The organism is Pseudoduganella plicata (assembly GCF_004421005.1).
In the GTDB taxonomy this organism is placed as follows: Bacteria; Pseudomonadota; Gammaproteobacteria; order Burkholderiales; family Burkholderiaceae_D; genus Rugamonas; species Rugamonas plicata.
This window is the reverse complement of record NZ_CP038026.1, coordinates 3,833,997-3,856,549: the sequence shown is the minus strand read 5'-3', so window position 1 is coordinate 3,856,549 and position 22,553 is coordinate 3,833,997. Positions and strand designations below refer to the sequence as shown.

24 protein-coding genes and 1 pseudogene are annotated in these 22,553 nt (G+C 63.6%); 1 reads left to right on the top strand and 24 read right to left on the bottom strand.

The annotated features are described in order from the left end of the window. The first annotated feature begins 95 nt into the window (after window positions 1-95). Window positions 96-3,374 (top strand): DEAD/DEAH box helicase, encoded by a 3,279-nt coding sequence (locus tag E1742_RS16905; protein ID WP_229466035.1) that lies wholly within the window; start codon window positions 96-98, stop codon window positions 3,372-3,374. A gap of 199 nt (window positions 3,375-3,573) precedes the next feature. On the opposite strand, the gene tatC is transcribed toward E1742_RS16905, so the two are convergent. The 24 genes and pseudogenes from tatC to E1742_RS16785 form a co-directional block, all read right to left on the bottom strand. Continuing rightward, complete coding sequence (gene tatC / locus E1742_RS16900) at window positions 3,574-4,329, bottom strand: twin-arginine translocase subunit TatC (RefSeq protein WP_134386148.1); 756 nt, start codon at window positions 4,327-4,329, stop codon at window positions 3,574-3,576. A gap of 3 nt (window positions 4,330-4,332) precedes the next feature. Then, entirely contained in the window at window positions 4,333-4,839 is a 507-nt protein-coding gene (gene tatB / locus E1742_RS16895; protein WP_134386147.1) for a Sec-independent protein translocase protein TatB, read from the bottom strand. Between the two features lie 42 nt (window positions 4,840-4,881). Next, window positions 4,882-5,120 (bottom strand): annotated as a pseudogene (tatA, locus tag E1742_RS16890) (Sec-independent protein translocase subunit TatA). Between the two features lie 172 nt (window positions 5,121-5,292). Beyond that, window positions 5,293-5,664 carry a histidine triad nucleotide-binding protein gene (locus tag E1742_RS16885; protein WP_134386145.1) on the bottom strand — a complete coding sequence of 124 codons (372 nt, stop codon included), beginning with the start codon at window positions 5,662-5,664 and terminating at the stop codon, window positions 5,293-5,295. Window positions 5,665-5,689: 25 nt separating this feature from the next. Continuing rightward, window positions 5,690-6,043 (bottom strand): phosphoribosyl-ATP diphosphatase, encoded by a 354-nt coding sequence (locus E1742_RS16880; protein WP_134386144.1) that lies wholly within the window; start codon window positions 6,041-6,043, stop codon window positions 5,690-5,692. Continuing rightward, on the bottom strand, window positions 6,040-6,480 hold the full coding sequence (hisI, locus tag E1742_RS16875; RefSeq protein WP_134386143.1) for a phosphoribosyl-AMP cyclohydrolase: 441 nt from the start codon (window positions 6,478-6,480) through the stop codon (window positions 6,040-6,042). The genes E1742_RS16880 and hisI overlap by 4 nt, the downstream gene beginning before the upstream one ends. Beyond that, window positions 6,477-7,262 (bottom strand): imidazole glycerol phosphate synthase subunit HisF, encoded by a 786-nt coding sequence (gene hisF, locus E1742_RS16870; protein ID WP_134386142.1) that lies wholly within the window; start codon window positions 7,260-7,262, stop codon window positions 6,477-6,479. Before hisF ends, hisI begins: the two co-directional genes overlap by 4 nt. A 1-nt stretch (window position 7,263) precedes the next feature. After that, entirely contained in the window at window positions 7,264-8,058 is a 795-nt protein-coding gene (hisA, locus tag E1742_RS16865) for a 1-(5-phosphoribosyl)-5-[(5-phosphoribosylamino)methylideneamino]imidazole-4-carboxamide isomerase (RefSeq protein WP_134386141.1), read from the bottom strand. A gap of 35 nt (window positions 8,059-8,093) precedes the next feature. Next, on the bottom strand, window positions 8,094-8,729 hold the full coding sequence (gene hisH / locus E1742_RS16860; RefSeq protein WP_134386140.1) for an imidazole glycerol phosphate synthase subunit HisH: 636 nt from the start codon (window positions 8,727-8,729) through the stop codon (window positions 8,094-8,096). 17 nt (window positions 8,730-8,746) lie between these two features. Further along, window positions 8,747-9,346, bottom strand: coding sequence for an imidazoleglycerol-phosphate dehydratase HisB (gene hisB, locus E1742_RS16855; protein WP_134386139.1), 600 nt, complete (start codon window positions 9,344-9,346; stop codon window positions 8,747-8,749). 20 nt (window positions 9,347-9,366) lie between these two features. Further along, complete coding sequence (hisC, locus tag E1742_RS16850; RefSeq protein WP_134386138.1) at window positions 9,367-10,455, bottom strand: histidinol-phosphate transaminase; 1,089 nt, start codon at window positions 10,453-10,455, stop codon at window positions 9,367-9,369. A 2-nt stretch (window positions 10,456-10,457) separates the two neighbouring features. Then, window positions 10,458-11,324 (bottom strand): DNA-methyltransferase, encoded by an 867-nt coding sequence (locus E1742_RS16845; RefSeq protein WP_134386137.1) that lies wholly within the window; start codon window positions 11,322-11,324, stop codon window positions 10,458-10,460. After that, window positions 11,314-12,642: a histidinol dehydrogenase gene (hisD, locus tag E1742_RS16840; protein ID WP_134386136.1), complete on the bottom strand. Its 1,329-nt coding sequence runs from the start codon at window positions 12,640-12,642 to the stop codon at window positions 11,314-11,316. The genes E1742_RS16845 and hisD overlap by 11 nt, the downstream gene beginning before the upstream one ends. A gap of 4 nt (window positions 12,643-12,646) precedes the next feature. Then, window positions 12,647-13,330 carry an ATP phosphoribosyltransferase gene (gene hisG / locus E1742_RS16835; RefSeq protein WP_134386135.1) on the bottom strand — a complete coding sequence of 228 codons (684 nt, stop codon included), beginning with the start codon at window positions 13,328-13,330 and terminating at the stop codon, window positions 12,647-12,649. Between the two features lie 4 nt (window positions 13,331-13,334). Next, the gene (murA, locus tag E1742_RS16830) at window positions 13,335-14,825 is read right to left on the bottom strand and encodes a UDP-N-acetylglucosamine 1-carboxyvinyltransferase (protein WP_134386134.1); all 1,491 of its coding nucleotides are present in this window, start codon (window positions 14,823-14,825) and stop codon (window positions 13,335-13,337) included. A 30-nt stretch (window positions 14,826-14,855) separates the two neighbouring features. Next, window positions 14,856-15,617, bottom strand: a complete 762-nt coding sequence (locus tag E1742_RS16825; RefSeq protein WP_134386133.1) for an ABC transporter permease — start codon at window positions 15,615-15,617, stop codon at window positions 14,856-14,858. Next, entirely contained in the window at window positions 15,617-16,531 is a 915-nt protein-coding gene (locus E1742_RS16820) for an ABC transporter ATP-binding protein (RefSeq protein WP_134386132.1), read from the bottom strand. The genes E1742_RS16825 and E1742_RS16820 overlap by 1 nt, the downstream gene beginning before the upstream one ends. A 123-nt stretch (window positions 16,532-16,654) precedes the next feature. Then, window positions 16,655-17,044, bottom strand: a complete 390-nt coding sequence (locus E1742_RS16815; protein ID WP_134386131.1) for an STAS domain-containing protein — start codon at window positions 17,042-17,044, stop codon at window positions 16,655-16,657. 79 nt (window positions 17,045-17,123) lie between these two features. Next, window positions 17,124-17,768 carry an MlaC/ttg2D family ABC transporter substrate-binding protein gene (locus tag E1742_RS16810; RefSeq protein ID WP_134386130.1) on the bottom strand — a complete coding sequence of 215 codons (645 nt, stop codon included), beginning with the start codon at window positions 17,766-17,768 and terminating at the stop codon, window positions 17,124-17,126. A 94-nt stretch (window positions 17,769-17,862) separates the two neighbouring features. Continuing rightward, window positions 17,863-18,621: an MlaA family lipoprotein gene (locus E1742_RS16805; protein ID WP_134386129.1), complete on the bottom strand. Its 759-nt coding sequence runs from the start codon at window positions 18,619-18,621 to the stop codon at window positions 17,863-17,865. After that, entirely contained in the window at window positions 18,621-19,091 is a 471-nt protein-coding gene (gene mlaD, locus E1742_RS16800) for an outer membrane lipid asymmetry maintenance protein MlaD (RefSeq protein WP_134386128.1), read from the bottom strand. The genes E1742_RS16805 and mlaD overlap by 1 nt, the downstream gene beginning before the upstream one ends. Window positions 19,092-19,156: 65 nt before the next feature. After that, complete coding sequence (mlaE, locus tag E1742_RS16795; protein ID WP_134386127.1) at window positions 19,157-19,942, bottom strand: lipid asymmetry maintenance ABC transporter permease subunit MlaE; 786 nt, start codon at window positions 19,940-19,942, stop codon at window positions 19,157-19,159. Next, window positions 19,939-20,742, bottom strand: a complete 804-nt coding sequence (locus E1742_RS16790; RefSeq protein WP_134386126.1) for an ABC transporter ATP-binding protein — start codon at window positions 20,740-20,742, stop codon at window positions 19,939-19,941. The genes mlaE and E1742_RS16790 overlap by 4 nt, the downstream gene beginning before the upstream one ends. Window positions 20,743-21,085: 343 nt before the next feature. Continuing rightward, entirely contained in the window at window positions 21,086-22,549 is a 1,464-nt protein-coding gene (locus tag E1742_RS16785) for a glutamate synthase subunit beta (RefSeq protein ID WP_134386125.1), read from the bottom strand. Between the last annotated feature and the right edge of the window lie 4 nt (window positions 22,550-22,553).

Here is a 22,553-nt window from a genome sequence, read left to right as displayed (position 1 = left end):
TCCAGACGCTCCATGGTCGGCGTCAGCCTGGCCACCGAACGCCGCGCTGACGACGGGATCGAAGATAATGGATCTTTTGAGCGCCGGCCAACTCCATGTCCTTCCATCCCGACATTATCCGTGACGCGTTTGACGCCGCCACCTTCGCCCGCGGCGAGCGCTACGCCATGGGCGGCATGGTGCGGCGCATCGATGTCGAGGGCGACCGTCTGGTGGGCGAGGTCAGCGGTACGGGGCGCAGCATCTACGCACAGACGATCCGGGTCAGCTCGGGATACGGCAGGATGCGCGTCGACGGCCATTGCAGCTGCCCCGTCGCACGCAACTGCAAGCACGTGGTGGCCGTGTTGCTGGCAGCGCAGTATGGTGCGGATCAGCCGCCACGCGGCCAGGCGCCGGGCAGACCGGTCCCAGCCTCCCAATGGCTGGCGCAACTGGCGTCGGCGAACCGCGCCATGGAGGCACCCGCCCAGCGGTCGGGCATGCGGATTGTGTATGCACTGATGCCGGACGAGCGCAGCGGCACCGTCAATCTGTATCTGTGCGGCGGCCGCATCTACGCCAGCGGCAAGCTGGGCACGGCCAGTCCGGTCAGCGATACGCGGGCGCTGCGCAACGCCCCGCCGGCGCATGTGCTGCCGGAGGACAAGCTGGCGATCGACATGTACCAGCTGGCACGCGAGGCCAGTCCCTTCAGCGTCGACTTGAAGCCTGCCGGAAAGGTTGCCGGACAGCTGCTCCGGCTTCTGCTGGACGAGGGCAATCTGTGGTGGGCCGACTCGCGCACGGCACTGAAGGCGGGCGACGCGACGCCAATCCGCCGGGGCCCGCCGCGCGGTGTGACGTTTGGCTGGCATGCCGTCGGCAACGATGACACGGGTGTCTGCATCCGTTGCCTGTTTGAAGACGGCCAGCGGGTCGAACACGTGTTCCCCACCGAGCCGCTGTTTTATCTGCATGACGGCCAACTGGGCGAGCTGGTGCTGCCGGACAGCGTGCGCCGCATTCCCGCGCCACTGCTGCTGACCTTGCTGGAACAGTCGCCCGTGCTGGACCCGGCCGAATGCGCCGACGTGACACGCCGGATGATCGAGCAAGGTCTGGATGCCCTGCTGCCGCCGCCATTGCAGCGGCGCGAGCGCGACGACATCGTTCCCGTGCCGTGCCTGACGCTGAGCAGCACCCGGCTCGACCGCGCTACCTGGCTCGACTACGCTCAACCCGGCTTCGATTACGACGGCACGTACGTTCCGTTCAGCGGTCCGCCGGTGCTGCGCCGGATCACGGACGATGGTATCGAGATGGTCGCCCGTAACATGGTGGCGGAACAGGCCGCCGCGGACCTGCTCGCCGACATGGGCTTCGTGCCATGCGAGCGCAGCCGTTCGATGCGCGAACTGGGCCAGTTGACACTGCACACGCAGGAGCAATGGCTCGCCTTGACGCAGCACGGCATCGCCGCCCTGCGCGCGGCGGGATGGGACATCCTGTTCAGCGACGACTTCCGCTACAACCTGCTGCAGGTGGACGACTGGTACGCGGACGTCGGCGACGAGGCAAAGGCCGGCAACGGCTGGTTCGACCTGGAGCTGGGCATCATCGTGGCCGGCAAGCGCCAGCCGCTGGTGCCGCTGCTGGTGCAGCTGATCCGCAATGCCCCCGACCACTTCGATCCCGCCGCGCTGGCGCAGCATCCGGACACCAGCCTGCTGCTCGTGCAGTTGCCCGATGGCGGCCGCGTCGCGCTGCCGTGGGGCCGCGTCAAGCCGATCCTGGCCGTACTGGGCGAGCTGTATTTCCGCGACGACCTGGAAGGCGTACTGCGCCTGCCGCTGATCGACGCGGCGCGGCTGGCCGAACTGGAACGGGCGGCGCAGCTGCACTGGATGGGCGGCGAACGCCTGCGCCGGCTGGGCCGGCGGCTGGGTGAGTTCGGCGGCGTGGCCGACGTCGCGCCACCGGCAGGCCTGCGCGCCAGCCTGCGCGACTACCAGCGCGAAGGGCTGGCGTGGATGCAGTTCCTGCGCGAATACGATTTCGCGGGCATCCTGGCCGACGACATGGGCCTGGGCAAGACGGTGCAAACGCTGGCGCATATCCTGATCGAAAAAGAGGCCGGTCGCCTGGATGCGCCGGCGCTCGTTGTCGTGCCCACGAGCCTGGTCGGCAACTGGTGCGCCGAAGCGGCCCGTTTTGCGCCCGACCTGCGCGTGCTGCCGCTGCGTGGCAAGGAACGCCTGGCGCAGTTCGGCCAGATCGCCAACGCCGACCTCGTGCTGACAACCTACGCGCTGCTGCCGCGCGACGAGGAAGAACTGCTGCGGTACCAGTTCCACCTGCTGATCCTGGACGAGTCACAGTACATCAAGAACAGCCGCGCCAAGGCCACGCAGACAGCGCAGCTGATCCGGGCACGGCACCGGCTGTGCCTGACGGGTACGCCGCTGCAGAACCATCTCGGCGAGCTGTGGTCGCAGTTCCACTTCCTGATGCCCGGCCTGCTGGGCGACGCCAAGACATTCAACACGCGCTTTCGCAAGCCTATCGAGCAGGGCGGCAACATGGCGCGCAGCGATTTTCTGACCAAACGCGTCAAGCCATTCATGCTGCGCCGGACCAAGGACAAGGTCGCCCGCGAGCTGCCGCCAAAAACGGAAATCGTCCTGCCGATCGAGCTGGGCAGTGCGCAACGCGATTTGTACGAAACGGTGCGCGTGGCGCTGGACCGGAAGATTCGCGACGAAATCGACCGCAAGGGCGTGGCGCGCAGCCAGATCGTCATCCTCGATGCGCTGCTGAAGCTGCGCCAGGTGTGCTGCGACCCGCGCCTGGTCAAACGGGTGGGCGTACCAAAAAACGCCGGGTCGGCCAAGCTGGAAGCACTCATGGAACTGGTCGAAACGCTGCTGAGCGAAGGGCGCAAGCTGCTGATCTTCTCGCAGTTCACCAGCATGCTCGAGCTGATCGCGGCCGAGCTGCGCAGTCGCGCCTTCGACTTCGTCACGCTGACGGGCGATACGGAAGACCGTGTCACCCCCGTCAGTGCCTTCCAGGGAGGCAACGTGCCCGTGTTCCTGATCAGCCTGAAAGCGGGCGGTGTGGGCCTGAACCTGACGGCGGCGGACGTCGTCATCCATTACGACCCGTGGTGGAACCCGGCCGCGGAAAACCAGGCCACCGACCGCGCCTGGCGCATCGGCCAGGACAAGCCCGTGTTTGTCTACAAGCTCATTGCCCAGGGCACGCTGGAAGAGAAAATCCAGGAAATGCAGCGGCGCAAGGGTGCACTGGCGGACACGGTGATGGGCGAAGGCGGCATGCTCAACGTGCAGCTGACGCAGGACGACCTGCAGGCCATTTTCGCGCCGCTATAAACGCCGGGACAGATCATTTTGGGCACTGGCTGCTCTCCGACCGAAGGTGCCATCAGGCGTCTGACAGCAAGGTTCGTGGACGCCGCGGGCGAGCCGCGCTAGGCGACGCCCTGGTCGGCAGCTGCCGAGCGCCAGCGCCCTTGCCTGCCTGAGCCATGAACGACAACGCCAACCGTGCGGTTGGCGTTGGTGTTTTTTACTAAACCTGCTCTTCCGGTGCCTGCGTCAGCTTGACGAACATCGGCGATACCAGCAGCCCCACCTCGAACAGCAGCCACATCGGAATGGCCAGCGAGAACTGGCTGACGACGTCCGGCGGCGTGACGATGGCGGCGATGACGAAGGCGCCGACGATCACGTACGGCCGCCATTCCTTCAGCTTGGCCAGCGAAACGATGCCCATCCGCACGAGGATAACGACGACGACCGGCACCTCGAAGGCGGCGCCGAACGCCAGGCACATGGACATGACGAAGTCGAGGTAGTTCTCGATGTCCGGCGTGACGGCGATCGATGACGGCGAAAACTCGCTGATGAACGCGAACACGCGGCCGAACACGAGGAAATAACAGAACGCGACGCCGCCAATGAACAGCAGCGACGACGAAATCACCAGCGGCGCGACAAGGCGCTTTTCATGCGTGTACAGGCCCGGCGCGACAAACGCCCACATCTGGTACAGCACCCACGGCAGCGACAGCACGAAGCCCAGCAATAACGTCACCTTCATCGGCACCAGGAATGGTGCGATGACGCCCGTGGCGATCATTTTCGACCCGACGGGCAGCGCGGCGATCATCGGCTGCGCCAGCATGTCGTAGATATGGGCCGGGCCGGGCCAGAACATCAGGGCCGCGGTGGCGATAAGGATGCCGATGGACGCCTTGACCAGCCGGTCACGCAGTTCGATCAGGTGGCTGATGAAAGTTTCTTCGGCCGGGTTTTCAGTGCTCATTAGTTAATAGAACGAGGCAGGAGGTTTGCCGTTACGCGGGCGGAAGCGGGCGACGCGGGCCGCGCCGGAAACGACGTGCGTACGGCCGCCATTCTTCTGCTTGTACCAGAGCGGAACGGCCGAGGTGCGCACGAGGCGCTTGCGGCGAAATTCCTTGGCTTTGCGCGCGACGTGCTCCGTGCTGACGGACGAATAATCGTTGCCATACGAATCGGTGGCGGGGTCGTCGACGCGGAACGCGCCTTCCACTTCCGCCATGTTCTGCGCAATCGACTGTTCCACGTCGGCCTTGATCGACTGGGCCTGCTCCTGCACATTCTTCTGCAGGTTGCGCAGCTCTTCCAGTTCGATTTCGCGGCTGACCTCGGATTTGACGTCATGGAGGTAGCGCTGCGCGCGCCCGTACAGGGTGCCCGCCATGCGGGCCACCTTCGGCAGCTTTTCGGGACCGATGACCACCAGCGCAACGACGCCGATGATGGCAAGTTTGGAGAGACCGAGATCGATCATAGAGATTCGCCGGGGACGCGCCAGCAAAGCCGGCGCATCGCGTTACAGCTTCTGCTTTTCCTTGGCTTCCACTTCGATGGTGCCCTTGTCGGTCACCTGCGAAGGGGCGGCGTCGGCGTAGCGCCACCGTTTGGTTTCTCTTCGTCGGTCTTGACGCCATCCTTGAAGCCCTTGACGGCCTTGCCCAGGTCGGAGCCGATATTGCCCAGTTTTTTCGTACCGAAGACCAGCATGACGACGACGAGGACGATCAGCCAGTGCCAGATGCTCATGGAACCCATAATTTTCTCCTTGCAGGGCTTCTCGCCCGAATCCGGTTAATCGACACAGTATACGCGATCGCGCGATGTCATGTGCCTGTCATTAACGCCCGGAAATTTCAGGTGACAGGCTCCTATTTTTAGGCCCGGAGGCACGAAAACAGGAGCCTGTCACCGGTTTTACCGTTTTGACTTAATGCATGCCGCGCCACGGGCGCGGGCCGCCGTACACGTGCATGTGCAGGTGATACACGACCTGGCCGCCATCCGGTCCGCTGTTGATCAGCGTCTTGTAGCCGCGCGACGGCGCGCCTTCGGCATCTTCGACCACCGAGATGCCGTGCTCTTCGGCCAGGCGTGGCGCCAGGGCCAGCATCTTGCCCAGCACGGCGGTATGGCTGGCGTCGCAATCGGACAGCGTCGAGACGTGCCCCTTCGGGATGATCAGCAGGTGTACCGGCGCGGCCGGGTTGATGTCCTTGAAGGCCAGCACGTCGTCGTCTTCATAGACGATCGAGGCGGGGATCTGTTTGGCGGCGATCTTGCAGAACAGGCAGTTGTCCACGGTCGTTCCTTGTCGGGTTGTCGGTTCAGTTGTCCGGGCGTGCGGCTTTTTCGGCGATGCCCGAGACGCCTTCGCGGCGCGCCAGCTCGTCCAGCACCTGTTGCGGCGTCAGGTCGAACTGCGCCAGCAGTACCAGCGAATGAAACCACAGGTCGGCGCACTCGTACAACACCTTGCCGGCGTCGCCAGCGGCGCGGGCGTCCTTGGCCGCCATCACCAGCTCCGTCGCTTCCTCGCCGATCTTTTTCAGGATGGCGTCGTCGCCCTTTGAAAACAGCTTCGAGACGTACGAGGTGGCGGGGTCGCCGCCGTTGGCCAGCTTGCGCCCTTCGATCGTGGCCGCCACGCGGTCCAGGATCGTACTTGCTTCTGTCGTCATTTGCTCTTGTCCGTGTAAATGGCTTCGGGATCCTTCAGCACGGGCTCCACGTTCTGCCAGTCGCCGCTTGGCGCGTCGCCGTCGAACTTCTGGAAGAAGCAGGAGTGGCGGCCCGTATGGCAGGCGATGCCGCCGGCCTGCTCGACCTTCAGCAGCACCACGTCCTCGTCGCAATCCAGGCGGATTTCCAGCACCTTCTGTACGTGGCCGGACTCTTCGCCCTTGTGCCACAGTTTCTTGCGCGAGCGGCTCCAGTAGACGGCCTCGCCCAGCTCCACCGTCTTGAACAGCGCGTCGCGGTTCATCCAGGCGAACATCAGCACGTCGTTGCTGCCCGCCTCCTGCGCGATGACGGGCACGAGGCCGTGCTCGTCCCATTTCACGCGGTTCAGCCATTTGGCTTTCGCCACACTGGGCGTCGTGGTCGGGATACTCATTGCGTCACCCTGTCGGCCTTGGTGTCGATGCGCATCGGAATACCCTGCTTCGCCATGAAGCATTTCGCTTCGTGCACCGTGTGCTGGCCGTAGTGGAAGATCGAAGCGGCCAGCACGGCATCGGCGCGGCCCACCTTGATGCCGTCCGCCAGATCCTGCAGGCCGCCCACGCCGCCCGAGGCGATCACGGGGATGCTGACGGCGTCGGACACGGTGCGCGTCAGGCCCAGGTCGAAGCCGGACTTGGTGCCGTCGCGGTCCATGCTGGTCAAGAGCAGCTCGCCGGCGCCCATCGCTTCCATTTTTTTCGCCCAGTCGATCGCATCCAGGCCCGTCGCCTTGCGCCCGCCATGGGTGAACACTTCCCAGCGGCCGGGCTCCACCTGCTTGGCGTCGATGGCCACGATGATGCATTGCGAGCCGTGCTTCTGCGACGCGTTGTAGACCAGTTCGGGATTGCTGACGGCCGATGTGTTCAGGCTGATCTTGTCCGCGCCGGCGTTGAGCAGGCGGCGCACGTCGGCCACTTCGCGCACGCCACCGCCGACCGTCAGCGGAATGAACACCTGGCGCGCGACGGACTCGATGATGTCGAGGATCAGGCCGCGGTTATCCGACGATGCGGTGATGTCGAGGAACGTCAGTTCGTCGGCACCCTGCTCGTCGTAGCGGCGCGCGATTTCGACCGGGTCGCCGGCATCGCGCAGTTCAGTGAAGTTGACACCCTTGACGACGCGGCCATTGGTCACGTCCAGGCAGGGAATGATGCGTTTGGCAAGCATATCAGCCTTCGTCCGCTTCACCGACGGGCAGTTCGCCCGTCAGTTCGTCCGCGCGCAGCTGCGCTTCGTTCAGGTTGATCGTGCCTTCGTAGATCGAGCGGCCGCAGATGACGCCCTCGATGCCTTCATCCTGCACGGCGCACAGCGCTTCCACGTCCGCCAGGTTGTGCAGCCCGCCCGAGGCGATGATCGGAATGCGCACGGCTTGCGCCAGGCGCACCGTCGCTTCGATGTTCACGCCGCCCATCATGCCGTCACGGCCGATGTCGGTGTAGACGATCGATTCCACGCCGTACTGCTCGAATTTCTGCGCCAGGTCGATCACTTCGTGGCCGGACATCTTGCTCCAGCCGTCGGTCGCCACCTTGCCGTCTTTCGCATCGAGGCCGACGATGATGTGGCCCGGGAAGGCGCCGCACGCGTCGTGCAGGAAGCCCGGGCTTTTCACGGCGGCCGTGCCGATGATGATGTAGCTGATGCCGTCGTCCAGGTAGCGCTCGATCGTGTCGAGGTCGCGGATGCCGCCGCCCAGCTGGACGGGAATCTCGTCGATGTCGTGCTCCAGCGCGAAGTCCTGCACCGTTTTCAGGATCGCCTTGACGGCGCCTTCGTTCTTCGGCTTGCCGGCGAACGCGCCGTTCAGGTCGACCAGGTGCAGGCGGCGGGCGCCCTGCTCCAGCCAGTGGCGCGCCATCGCGCCCGGGTCTTCGGAGAATACAGTGGCGAGTTCCATATCGCCCTGTTTGAGGCGAACGCAGTGACCGTCCTTGAGGTCGATGGCAGGAATGAGCAGCATGGCTTTTTCAGTATGAGTAGTAAGGTGGGACTGCTTCAGGGATTCCAGTGAACGAAGTTCTTGTACAGCTGCAGGCCGCTGGCGGCGCTTTTCTCCGGGTGGAACTGGGTGGCGAAAATATTGTCGCTCGCGACGGCACAGCAGAACGGCTGGCCGTAGACGGTTTCGCCCACGCTGTGCGCGGCCACGTCGGGCTGCACGTAGTAGCTGTGCACGAAATAGAAGTATGTCTCGTCCGGGATGCCTTCCCACAGCGCGTGCGGCATGGTCTGGCGCACCTGGTTCCAGCCCATCTGCGGCACCTTGAAGCGCGAGCCGTCTTCCTGGCACATGCCGTCCAGCCGGAAGCGCACGACCTTGCCGGGCAGGAGGTTCAGCCCCGTGCCGCCTTCTTCGGAATCGCCGAACAGCATCTGCTCGCCGATGCAGACACCCATCAGCGGCTTGGTTCCGGCGGCGCGCAGCAGCGCTTCCTCGACACCCGATTCGCGCAGGCTCTTCATGCAATCGGCCATGGCACCCTGGCCCGGCAGCACGATGCGTTCGGCGCTGTCGATCTCGCCCGGGTCGCCGGAGATGCGGATGTCGGCCTCCGGTGCGACAGCGCGCAGGGCCTGTGCGACGGAGTGCAGGTTGCCCATCCCGTAATCAACTACAACGATTTTTTTCATTGGCTGAGCCCTGTGGATTACAGGCTTCCTTTGGTCGACGGGATCGTTCCCGCGGCGCGCTCGTCGCGCTCCACGGCCATGCGCAGCGCGCGGCCGAAGGCCTTGAACACCGTTTCGCACTGGTGGTGGGCGTTGGTGCCGCGCAGGTTATCGATATGCAGCGTGATGCCCGCATGGTTGACGAAGCCACGGAAGAACTCCAGGGTCAGATCGACATCGAACGTGCCGATCATCGCGCGGGTAAACGGGATGTGGTATTCGATGCCGGGACGGCCCGAGAAATCGATGACGACGCGCGACAGCGCTTCATCCAGCGGCACATACGCATGGCCATAGCGGCGGATGCCCTTGCGGTCGCCGATGGCCTTGGCCACGGCCATGCCCAGCGTGATGCCGACATCTTCCACCGTGTGGTGGTTGTCGATATGGGTGTCGCCGGTGGCGTGGATGTCCAGGTCGATCAGGCCGTGGCGGGCGATCTGGTCCAGCATGTGGTCCAGGAAGGGCACGCCCGTATCCAGCTTTTGCGTGCCGGTGCCGTCCAGGTTCAGGGCGACGCGGATCTGCGTCTCGTTGGTGTTGCGCGTGACTTCCGCGCTGCGTTCTGCGATGGTCATGGGAAAGGCTCTGGGGTGGATCAGACCGCCATCGACGCTTTGAGGGCGTCGAGGAAAGCGGCGTTTTCTTCCGGCGTGCTGACGGTAATACGCAGGCAATTCGTCAGCACACTGTGCATTTTACTCAAATTTTTCACCAAAATTTTGCGGGCCAGGAGATTCGTATGGGTGGTGTCCGCATCGGCCACACGGATGGTGATGAAATTTGCTGCCGACGGGAAAACCGTCACATCGGGCAACGCCGCCAGCGCCGCGCTCAGGGCCGCGCGCTGCTCGCGCAGCAGTGCCGCCTGCCCGTTCAGGATGTCCAGGTGGTCCAGCGCAAACTCGGCCGCCGCCTGCGTCATCACGTTGACGTTGTACGGCGGGCGTACCTTCTCGAACTGCTCCAGCAGCGCCGGCGCGGCGGACATATAGCCCAGCCGGATGCCGGCCAGGCCGAGCTTCGACAGCGTGCGCATGACGATCAGGTTGTCGAATTCCGGCAGGCGGCTCATGAAGCTCTGCTGTGCGAATGGCTCGTAGGCTTCGTCGACGACGACCAGGCCCTTGTCGCCCATCGCGCGGATGATTTCGACCATCGTGTCGGCATCGAACAGGTTGCCGGTCGGGTTGTTCGGGTAAGCGAGGAACAGCAGCGCCGGCTGGTGCTCGGCAATCGCCGCCAGCATCGCCGGCAGGTCCAGCGAAAAATCGTCTTTCACGGCCACGCCGACGAAGTCCATGCCGGCCCCCTGGGCCGAACGCTGGAACATGACGAATGCGGGCACGGGCGCCATCATGACGGCGCGGCGCTCCTGATGGGCGCAGGCGGCGGCCAGGATGGAGATCAGCTCATCGGAGCCGTTCCCCAGCAGGACTTCATAACCCGCCGGTACGCCCAGCTTTGCCGCCACTTTATGGCGCAGCGCGTCGTACGACGGCGGATAACGGTTCAGCGCGACGGCGGCCAGGCGCTCGCCCAGCTCCTGACGCAGCGCGGCCGGCAGCTCGTACGGATTTTCCATCGCGTCCAGCTTCACGAAGCCGCTCGCATCCGGCACGTGATAGCTCTTGATGGCGCGCACGTCGGAACGGATGGTGTTGCTGATCAGGCTTTCGAGGGACATGCTTACTCCACGGTGTTGGCTACGGTATCTGGTTGGCGCAACGGCTTCGCCCTGGCGGCGCGCGGCTTCGGCCGGGCCTTGGCGACGGGTTCTGGCTCCGGATGCTCCAGCGCGGCGAGCCGTTGGGCAATCGTCTTGCAGTACTCGGCATTGAGTTCAAAGCCGACAAACCGGCGGCCCGTGCGGCGCGCCGCCACGGCCGTCGTGCCGCTGCCCATGAACAGGTCCAGTACCACGCCATCGGGCGGGCACGAGGCCTTGATCATGCGCTCGATAATCTCCAGCGGCTTTTGCGTCGGGTGATCGACCCTTTCCGCATGTTCCCTGTGCAAGCGCGATACGCTCCACAGGTCCTTGGGGTTGTAACCCACTTCCAGCCACTTCGCGCCGACGAAGATCGAACGCGAACGGGCCTTCTTGGTCGCGGCGTCGTACGGAATGCGCACGGCGTCGAGATCGAAATAGTAATCCTTGCGGCGCACAAAAAAGCCGATCGTGTCGTGCACCGACGAGAAGCTGCGCACGCTGCCGCCCATGGACGGCACCCGGCGGTCCCAGATAATCTCGTTCATCATCGTCATGCGCTTTTTCAGCATGACGAAGATCTCCGGCGAGAAGCGCCAGGTCAGGAAGATGTACAGGCTGCCGTTCTCTTTGAGCTTCGGCAGCGCCGCATCGATCCAGCGTTCCGTCCACGCCAGGTATTGCTCGACCGATTGCTGGTCCGACGTGTTGCCGTAGTCCTTGCCCAGGTTGTAGGGCGGGTCGGTCAGCAGCAGGTCGACGGAGCCGTCGGGGATGCGGGACAAGCCCGCGAGCGCATCTTCGCAGTAGACCTGATTCAGCCAGGACGCGTTGTCAGTTGCCATTCGTCTTCAACCGCAGCTCGGCACTGCGGGCGTGCGCCTGCAGTCCTTCGCCATACGCCAGCTCGGCGGCGATCTTGCCGAGGGTTTGCGCCCCCGCCTCGCTGACCTGGATGACCGACGAGCGCTTCTGGAAGTCGTATACGCCCAGCGGCGACGAGAAGCGCGCCGTGCGCGACGTCGGCAGCACGTGGTTCGGACCGCAGCAGTAATCGCCCAGCGATTCGGACGAGAAGCGGCCCAGGAACATCGCGCCCGCATGGCGGATCTTGTCCGCCCACTGCTGCGGCTCCTCGGCCGAGATTTCCAGGTGCTCGGCGGCGATGCTGTTGGCAATCGCGCACGCTTCGTCCATGTCCTTCACCTTGATCAGCGCGCCGCGATCCGTCAGCGACGTGCGGATGACTTCCTGGCGCGGCATCGTCGGCAGCAGTTTCACAATCGACGCTTCCACCTTGGCGATGTAGTCCGCATCAGGGCACAGCAGGATCGCCTGCGCCAGCTCGTCATGCTCGGCCTGCGAGAACAGGTCCATGGCGACCCAGTCCGGGTCCGTGGTGCCGTCGCAGATGACGAGGATCTCCGACGGTCCCGCAATCATGTCGATGCCGACGGCGCCGAACACGCGGCGCTTGGCGGCGGCGACATACGCATTGCCGGGACCGACGATCTTGTCCACCGGCTGGATCGACTCGGTGCCGTAGGCCAGCGCGGCCACGGCCTGCGCGCCGCCGATGCCGATCACGCGATCGACGCCGGCAATCGCCGCCGCCGCCAGCACCATCTGATTCTTGATGCCGTCCGGCGTCGGCACGACCATGACGATCTCGCCCACGCCCGCGACTTTGGCCGGCACGGCGTTCATCAGCACGGACGACGGGTACGCCGCCTTGCCGCCGGGGACATAGATGCCGACGCGGTCCAGCGGCGTGATGCGCTGGCCCAGCACGGTGCCGTCGGGCTCCGTGTACGTAAAGCCCTGCAGCTCCTGCTTCTGGCGTTCGTGGAACACGCGGATGCGCTCCGCCGCCGTCTGCAACGCCGCGCGCTGTGCTTCCGGCAGCGCGGCCAGTGCCGCCGTCAACTCGTCCTGCTTGATCTCGAACGCATGCATGTCCGGCGCGCCGCCATGGGGAATACGATCGAACCTGTTCGTGTATTCGACGACGGCTTCGTCGCCGCGGCCGCGCACCTGCGCGATGATCTCGGTGACAGCGTGTTCGATGGCGGTATCGGTTTCCGCTTCGAACGCCAGCAGGGCGTCCAGCGTTTCCTGGAAATCGATGGCGGAGGAGTCGAGCTTGCGGAGTTGGATCATGATGGTGTTATGACGTTTGGGATGAGGCGCGTTCGAACGCCTCGATAATCGGCTGCAAACGGGCGCGCTTCAATTTCAGCGCGGCCTGGTTGACGACGAGGCGCGACGAGATGTCCATGATCTCTTCCACTTCGACCAGGTTGTTCGCGCGCAGCGTGCTGCCGGTGCTGACCAGGTCGACGATGGCGTCCGACAGGCCCACCAGCGGGGCCAGCTCCATCGAGCCATACAGCTTGATCAGGTCGACGTGCACGCCCTTTTTCGCAAAGTGCTGGCGTGCCATTTCGGTGAACTTGGTGGCCACGCGCAGGCGTGCGCCCTGGCGCACGGCGGTCTCGTAATCGAAGCCCGCCTTGACGGCCACGGACATGCGGCACTTGGCGATGTTCAGGTCGACGGGCTGGTACAGGCCTTCGCCGCCGTGCTCGAACAGCACGTCCTTGCCGGCCACCCCGAAGTCGGCGGCGCCGTACTGCACGTACGTCGGCACGTCGGTGGCGCGCACGATCAGTACGCGCACGTTGGGGTCGTTGGTCGGCAGGATCAGCTTGCGCGACGTTTCCGGGTTTTCCGTGACGGTGATGCCGGCCGCCGCCAGCAGCGGCAGCGTGTCTTCGAAGATGCGGCCCTTCGACAGGGCCAGGATCAGGCCCGAATTGTCCGCCGCGGGTGACTGGGTGATGGTCGTCATGGGCTTACTTGATGCGGGTGATGTTGGCGCCCACGGCCGACAGCTTCACTTCCATGCGGTCGTAGCCACGGTCGAGGTGATAGATGCGGTCGATCAGCGTTTCCCCTTTCGCTGCCAGGCCGGCGATGACGAGCGAAGCCGAAGCGCGCAAGTCGGTCGCCATCACGGGCGCGCCGATCAGCTGGGACACGCCCTTGATGGTGGCCGTGTTGCCGTCCGTCTGGATGGCCGCGCCCAGGCGGTTCATCTCCTGCACGTGCATGAAGCGGTTCTCGAAAATCGTTTCCTGCACGGTGCTGCTGCCGTCGGCAATCGTGTTGACGGCCATGAACTGTGCCTGCATGTCGGTCGGGAAGCCGGGGTACTCGGTGGTGCTGAAGCTGACCGGGTGCGGGCGCGCATCCATCTGCGCGCGTATCCAGGTGTCGCCGATCGTCAGGCGCAGGCCCATCTCGCGCAGCTTCTCCAGCGCCGCGTCCATGATGTCCACGCGCGTGTTGCGAATGGTGACATCGCCACCGGCCGCCGCTACCGCGCACAGGAACGTAGCCGCTTCGATGCGGTCGGAGATGACGGTGTGTTCCGCGCCGTGCAGCTCGGCCACGCCCTGGATCACCAGGCGGTGCGTGCCGATACCGTCGATCTTCGCGCCCATCGCCACCAGCATGTTCGCCAGGTCCGTCACTTCCGGTTCGCACGCGGCGTTTTCCAGCACCGTCTCGCCTTCGGCCAGCGTTGCCGCCATCAGCAGGTTTTCCGTGCCGGTAACCGTGATCATGTCGGTCGTGATGCTGGCGCCCTTCAGTTTTTTCGCTTTCGCGTAGATGTAGCCTGCGTCGATCGAGATCTCGGCACCCAGCGCCTGCAGGCCCTTGATGTGCTGGTCCACGGGGCGCGAGCCGATGGCGCAGCCGCCCGGCAGCGATACCTTCGCCTGACCGAAGCGGGCCAGCAGGGGGCCCAGCACGAGGATCGACGCGCGCATGGTTTTCACCAGCTCATACGGCGCTTCCAGCTTGTCGATCTTCGCGCCGTTCATGACGACCTTGTCGCCGTTCTGCTCCACCGACAGGCCGGTCTGGCGCAGCAGCTTGAGCATCGTGGCCACGTCGTGCAGGTTCGGCACGTTCGACAGATTCAGGTCCCCGGCCGTCAGCAGGCCTGCGCACAGGATCGGCAGTGCCGCGTTCTTGGCGCCGGAGATCTGGATGTCGCCAACGAGGCGCTTGCCGCCGGTAATGAGCAGTTTGTCCATGTGCTTATCCTCCGAATTCTTCTGGGTCAGGGTTTTCATCGACAGCGCGTGGATCTCCTCGCGCATACGGTCGCCCAGCGCCGCGTATACCAGCTGGTGGCGCTGGATCGGGCGCTTGCCCGCAAACGCCGGCGAAACGATAACGGCCTGGAAGTGCTGGCCGTCGCCCTCCACTTCCAGGTGGGTGCATTCGAGGCCGGCGGCGATATAGCCGTGGATTGCTTCAGGGGTCGTGGTCATGATGGATCCTAATAATTCTTTAATGGCGTCTTAGTGGCGTAACCTGTAGCCGCTACGCAGCAACCGGATGGCCAGCAGCGCCAGCACCACCAGGAAGGCGGAAACGATGGCAAGGCTGGTCCAGGGATTGATGTCGGACTGGCCAAAGAAGCCGTAGCGGAAGCCGTCGATCATGTAGAAGAACGGGTTCAGGTGCGACACGGTCAGCCAGAATGGCGGCAGCGAGTGAATCGAGTAGAACACGCCGGACAGGAACGTCAGCGGCATGATCAGGAAGTTCTGGAACGCGGCCAGCTGGTCGAATTTCTCGGCCCAGATGCCGGCGATCAGGCCCATCGTGCCGAGGATGGCCGCGCCCAGCAGCGCGAACACGACGATCCACAGTGGCCAGACAAAGCTCATGTGTGCGAACCACGCCGTCACGATGAATACGCCCAGGCCGACGGCGATGCCGCGCACCATGGCGGCGATGGTATAGGCCGAGAAGATCTCCCAGTGCGACAGGGGCGTGAGCAGCACGAACACGAGGTTGCCCGTGATCTTCGACTGGATCAGCGACGACGACGCATTGGCGAACGCGTTTTGCAGCACGCTCATCATCACGAGGCCAGGAATCAGGAACGCCGTGTAGCTGACACCGGGATAGACGGTGACGCGCCCTTCCAGCACGTGGCCGAAGATCATCAGGTACAGCATGGCGGTGAGGATCGGCGCGGCGATCGTCTGCGTCGCCACCTTGTAAAAGCGCAGCGTCTCCTTGTACACCAGGGTGCGGAAACCGGTCGAACCCATCACAGTGCTCCCTTGTCCATAATTTGCAGGAAGATGTCTTCCAGGTCGGCCTGCTGCAGCTGCATCTCGTCGATGACGGCGCCGGACTGGCGCAGGCGCGCAAGGATCTGCTCCACTTCCGCGTAGTCGTTGATGCGCAGGCTGTACTTGCGGCCCGTCTCGGTGGACTCCGGGTGCGTGATCAGGTGGCGCATGTCGTCCGGCAGGTCGCCTTCCTTCATGTGCACGATCAGCTGCGAGCCGGAGATGCGGCGGATCAGCGCCGACATCGTGTCCAGTGCCACGACCTTGCCCGACTTGAGCATCGCCACCCGTTTGCACATCGCCTGCGCTTCTTCCAGGTAGTGCGTGGTCAGGACAACGGTATGGCCTTCGCGGTTCAGGCGCGAGATGAACTTCCACAGCGTCTGGCGCAGTTCCACGTCCACGCCGGCCGTCGGCTCGTCGAGCACGATGACGGGCGGCTTGTGCACCAGTGCCTGGGCCACCAGCACGCGGCGCTTCATGCCGCCGGACAGGGCGCGCATATTGGTGTCGGCCTTGTTGGTCAGATCGAGGTTTTCCATGACCTCGTCGATCCACCTGTCGTTATTGGGCAGCCCGAAATAACCGGATTGCAGCCGCAGCGTTTCGCGCACCGTGAAGAACGGGTCGAACACCAGTTCCTGCGGCACCACGCCCAGCTTCTTGCGGGCGGCGCGGAAATCGCCGACGACATCGTGCCCATGGATTTTCACGCTGCCGCTGTCGGCCCGGATCAGGCCCGCGATAATGGAAATAAGGGTGGTCTTGCCGGCGCCGTTCGGCCCGAGCAGGCCGAAAAACTCCCCTTCCTCGATCGAGAGCGAGACGCCGCCCAGTGCCTGGAGCGATTTGTAGCGCTTCTCGACATTACTGATTTCGATTGCTGTCATGCCTGATGTTCTTTTTGGTGGTGCAACGTGACCGTTGCATTTGGCGGCCGGAAGGCCTTCGATGCGGGCACCGTGGCTCTGCTGGCAACGGTAACGGTCAATTATATTGGAATTTCGGTCAGACTACGCCGGACCGGCCGAAAAGCGCCGATACAGCCTGGGGCGGGGGTTCAGGCGGGGGTCAATGATGATGCAGTTCGGCGGACGTGGCAACGTCGCGCGCCGGCTGGTCGCACAGCTGGGGGAGACCAGCGCGCAGACACCGTACAGCTTGGTGAGGCTTTTCAGGATGGCCGGCAAGTTGACCAGTTCCAGCTTGATGCCGGCGTTGGCCGCGGCACGCTGCCATGCCAGCATCACCGACACGGCCGCCGAATCGACCGCCACCACGTTGCGCAGGTCGAACACGTTCTGGCCCGCGGCAATCGCGGCCAGGCCGTGCTCCAGCGCGGCCGTGGCGTTATCCACGGTCAGCGCGGTCAGGGACAACATGTTGTTGGCGGATTCGGCCATGTCGGATCAGGAAAAAAATTGGGGACTGCGAGAGTCCCCAATGATAACAGAATTACGTTAGCTTATTGACGTCAGCTGATTACTTCTTCGCCGTGGCCAGCGGCTTGTTGGCCAGCTGTTTGTTCTTCGCGGCCAGCGTCTTGATCAGGCCGTCGATGCCGCCCTTGCTGATTTCCGCGTTGAAGGTGCCCTTGTAGGTTTCCACCAGCCAGGCGCCCAGCACATTGATGTCGTAGATCTTCCAGCCGGACGCGCCCTTGGCGACGCGGTAGTTCAGCAGGATCGGTTCGCCGCGGGTCATGTTGACCTGCGACCGCACTTCCACTTCCGTGTCGCTCGGGTCGGCGCGCAGCGGCTTGAATTCGATCGTCTCGTTACGCACCTGCGACAGCGCGCCCGAGTACGTGAAGATCAGCAGCGTGCGGAATTCGGCCGACAGCTGACGCTTCTGTTCCGGCGTGGCTTCGCGCCAGTAGCGGCCGGCGGCCAGCGCCGTCATGCGTTCGAAGTCGACGTACGGCAGGATTTTCGTTTCCACCAGGTCCATGACCTTGCGGGTGTTGCCGGCCTGGATGTCCTTGTCGGTCTTGGCGATCGTCAGCACTTCCGAGCTGATGCGCTTGACGAGCGCGTCCGGCGCTTCGTTGGCGTTCTGGGCGACGGCAAAGCCCGTCGTGGCGAAGGCCAGCGTGGCGACAGCAATCAGTTGCTTGATGAATTTCATGTCTCGATTACCTATAGTGTGTTGTGCGGCGGATCACAGGCTGTCGGGCGCAGCCGGTTCAACGATTATAGCTTGACCGGCCAAACGCTTCCGTTCAGGTGCCCGCGCCCTGGCCCGTCGGGTTAACGACCGGCTGGGCCGGTACGTTGTCCTCGTTGTCCGATTTTTCCTGGGGCACGTCGCCGTCGTAGACCTGGCTCTGGCGGCGCTGCAGGTAGCCGTCGCGCAGGAACTGGTAGCGGTCCAGCGCGGCGTCTTCGAACAGCGACGACGCATCCAGCAGCGCGGCGCGCTGGTCGACGATGCGGGTGCCGGAGCCGATATTGCGCACGTTGACCGGGTCCTTGTAGCGCCATGGGTCGGCCACGACGTCCAGTGGCAGGCCGACCGTATCGCGCAGCGTCGACGGGCCCAGCAGCGGCAGCATCACGAACGGACCGGACGTCACGCCCCACTTGCCCATCGTCTGGCCGAAATCTTCCTTGTGCTTGGGCAGGCCCGCTTCGGAAGCGATGTCCAGCACGCCCAGCAGGCCGAACGTGGAGTTCAGCGCCACGCGCATGATATCCGACATGCCGTCCGCGCCCTTACCCTGCAGCAGGTTGTTGGCACCGGTCCAGATATCGCCCAGGTTGCCGAAGAAGTTCGACACGCCCGTGCGCACGAAGCTTGGCGTGATGTTCTTGTAGCCGGTGGCAACCGGCTTCAATGCGTACGTGTCAACGGTATCGTTGAACTTGAAGACGGCGCGGTTCCAGTTTTCCATGGGATCGCGCTTGTCGGGACCGACGGCACAGCCGGACAGTGCGGCCGCGGCGGCCAGCACCAGCAGAACGGAGGTATTGCGGCTCATCAGTTGGAGTCCTTTCCTTCAGCGGCTTTGCTGTAAATAAATTGATTGATCAGGTCTTCCAGCACGGCGGCGGACTGGGTGCGGGCGATCTTGTCGCCAGCGCTCAGGTTTTTCTCGTCGCCACCGGCTTCGATACCGATGTACTGCTCGCCCAGCAGACCCGACGTCAGGATCTTGGCCGAGCTGTCTTTCGGGAACTTGTACGTCGAGTCCATTTCCAGCGTCACGGCCGCCTTGTACGACTTGTCGTCAAAGGCAATTTCCGCTACACGGCCCACCACCACGCCCGACGCCTTCACTGCCGCCTGCGGCCGCAGGCTGCCGATATTGTCGAACTTGGCCGTGATCTCGTACGTTTTGGCGAGCGAGAACGAACTGTTATTGCCCGCTTTCAGCGCCAGGAACATCAGTGCGGCCACACCGATCACGATGAACAGACCGACCCAGACATCCAGAGATTTGCGTTGCATAAAACTAATCCTATAGGTTTTTACTGTACCGCACTGAGCGGCAGCGCACATACGACTACGTGAAATTACCGGCTGAACATCAATGCCGTCAGCATGAAGTCGAGCCACCAGATCATCAGCGACGAAATGACGACGGACCGCGTGGTCGCGCCGGCCACGTCCTCGGGGGTCGGGCGTGCTTCATAGCCCTGGTACAGCGCGATGAACGTGATGGCGATACCGAAGACGACGCTCTTGACGAAGCCGTTGAAAACGTCCTTCCACAGGTCCACGCCGGACTGCATCTGCGACCAGAACGCCCCGGCGTCGACACCGATCAGCTTGACGCCGACCAGGTAGCCGCCAAAGATGCCGACGGCGCTGAATACCGATGCCAGCAGTGGTACGGCAACAACACCGGCCCAGAAACGGGGCGCCAGCACGCGCTGGATCGGGTTCACGGCCATCATTTCCATGGCCGACAACTGCTCGCCCGCCTTCATCAGGCCGATTTCCGCCGTCAGCGACGTGCCGGCACGGCCGGCAAACAGCAGCGCCGTGATCACCGGACCCAGCTCACGCGTCAGTCCCAGCGCCACCAGCAGGCCCAGCGACTCGGAGGCGCCGTATTTATTCAGCGTGTAATAACCCTGCAGGCCCAGCACCATGCCGACGAACAGGCCGGATAAGGTGATGATCAGCAGCGAATAGTTACCGATGAAGTGCAGTTGCTCGACGATGAGGCGGGGCCGGCGCAGCAGGCCGCCTGACAGCCCCAGCATCGTGAAGAACGTGCGGGTGGCGTAACCCAGGCTTTCCACATAATCGCGTACCGTATTGCCGAGCCCGCCCAACAGGCGATGGCCGATCATGCGCGGTCTCCCAGGCCCAGGTCCTCGGCCAGCGACTTGCCGGGATAGTGGAACGGCACCGGGCCGTCCGCTTCCGCATGCACGAATTGTTTTACGTAAGGGTCAGTCGATACCATCATGTCCGCCGGGGTGCCGTGGGCAACGATCTTGCCCTGCGACAGGAAATAAACGTAGTCCGCGATCTGGAACGATTCCTTGACGTCGTGCGAGACGAGAATGCTGGTCGAGCCCAGCGCGTCGTTCAGGTTGCGGATCAGATTGGCCGTGACGCCCATCGAGATCGGGTCGAGGCCGGCAAACGGTTCGTCGTACATGATCAGTTGCGGGTCCAGCGCGATCGAACGCGCCAGCGCGACACGCCGCGCCATGCCGCCGGAAATCTCGCCGGGTTTCAGCTTGGCCGCGTTGCGCAGGCCGACCGCGTGCAGCTTCATCAACACCAGATCGCGGATCAGCTCTTCCGGCAGATCGGTATGCTCGCGCAGCGGAAACGCCACGTTTTCAAAGACCGTCAGGTCCGTAAACAGGGCGCCGTGCTGGAACAACATGCCCATCTTGCGACGCAGCAAGTACAGGTCGGCCGTCTTGAGGTTGTGGACAATCTGGCCGTCAACGGACACCTGGCCGGTCTTTGGGCGCAACTGTCCACCGATCAGGCGCAGGACGGTGGTCTTGCCGCTGCCGGAGCCGCCCATGACGGCCACGACCTTCCCCTTCGGGAAATCCATATGAAGACCGGCCAGAATGGCGCGCTTTCCATAGGAAAAGTGCAAATCGCGGATTTCAACGAGGTTGGGCACGTCTATAGCTCTTTATTTTGATGCCATATTGTAATGCAGAAATACATGACTCTGCTGGCGGCCCCTAGGCGAGGCAATATTACTGAAATTAAGAGGCGAATCATACAACACTACTAACCGCAGAGTCAGCAATTTACAATCATCAAATGTTGTAAATTTGCTGCTCCGCACAATTGCCAAGAAAATAGGGCCTCACCCTGGAAAACCGGTGACAGGCTCCGATTTCGCCCCGTGTTGGTGGTCCCTGTCGCCGGACGGTACGACCAACCTTCGGCCAGCCGGGCGCTGCGCTGGCGAAAAAAAACCGGTGCCTGTCACCGGTTTTTGCGCGCAACGATGCGTGTCAGCGCGGCAGGACCGAGTTCCCCATCAGGAATTCATCGACAGCGCGGGCGCACTGGCGGCCTTCGCGGATGGCCCAGACCACCAGCGACTGGCCGCGGCGGATGTCACCGGCCGCGAAGACGCTCGGCTTGCTGGTCTTGTAGCAACCTTCGCCATCGGTGGTCGCACGGGCATTGCCGCGGGCGTCCTTGTCGATGCCGAACGCGTCCAGCACCTGTTGTACGGGCGAGACGAAACCCATCGCCAGCAGCACGAGGTCGGCCTTCATCTCGAACTCGGAGTTCGGCACTTCCTGCATCTTGCCGTCCTTCCACTCGACGCGGCAGGCGACCAGCTTTTCCACTTTGCCGTTCTTGCCTTCCAGGCGCTTGGTTGCCACGGCCCAGTCGCGCTCGCAACCTTCCTCGTGCGACGACGACGTGCGCAGCTTCGTCGGCCAGTACGGCCAGACCAGCGGCTTGTTCTCCTGCTCCGGCGGCATCGGCATCAGCTCGAACTGCGTGATGCTGGCAGCGCCATGGCGGTTCGACGTGCCGACACAGTCCGAGCCCGTATCGCCGCCGCCAATGACGACGACGTGCTTGCCCGTGGCCTTGATCTGATCCTTCACCTTGTCGCCGGCATTGATCTTGTTCTGCAGCGGCAGGAAGTCCATCGCGAAATGCACGCCCTTCAGCTCGCGGCCCGGCACCGGCAGGTCGCGCGGCTGCTCGGCGCCGCCGGCGATGACGACGGCGTCGAATTCCTTCTCCAGGTCTTCCGGGAAGATCGTCTCTTTCGCCCAGTTGTTGACGTTGGCAGGGAAATCCTTGCCGATCAGCGTGGACAGGCGGAATTTGACGCCTTCGGCTTCCATTTGTTCGATCCGGCGGTCGATATGGAACTTTTCCAGCTTGAAGTCGGGGATGCCGTAACGCAGCAGGCCGCCCGCGCGGTCCGATTTCTCGAACACCGTCACGTCATGCCCGGCGCGCGCCAGCTGTTGCGCGGCCGCCAGGCCGGCCGGACCGGAACCGACGATGGCGACGGTCTTGCCGGTTTTTTTCTCCGGCGGCTGCGGCTTGACCCAGCCGTGCTCCCAGCCCTCGTCGATGATCTTGTGCTCGATCGACTTGATGCCGACGGGATCGTCGGCGATGCCCAGCGTACAAGCGCTCTCGCACGGCGCCGGGCAGATGCGGCCCGTGAATTCCGGAAAATTATTGGTTTGATGCAGCACGTCCAGCGCCTGGCGGTAATGCTGGCGATACACCAGGTCGTTCCAGTCCGGAATGATGTTGTTGACCGGGCAGCCCGAGTTGCAGAACGGGATGCCGCAATCCATGCAGCGCGCACCCTGCACCTTGGCCTGCTCGTCCGTCAGCTTGAGGACGAACTCCTTATAGTTCTTCAGACGCGACTCGGGAGGCAGGTATTGCTCTTCCTGCCGCTGGAATTCCATGAAACCGGTGATTTTGCCCATTTAT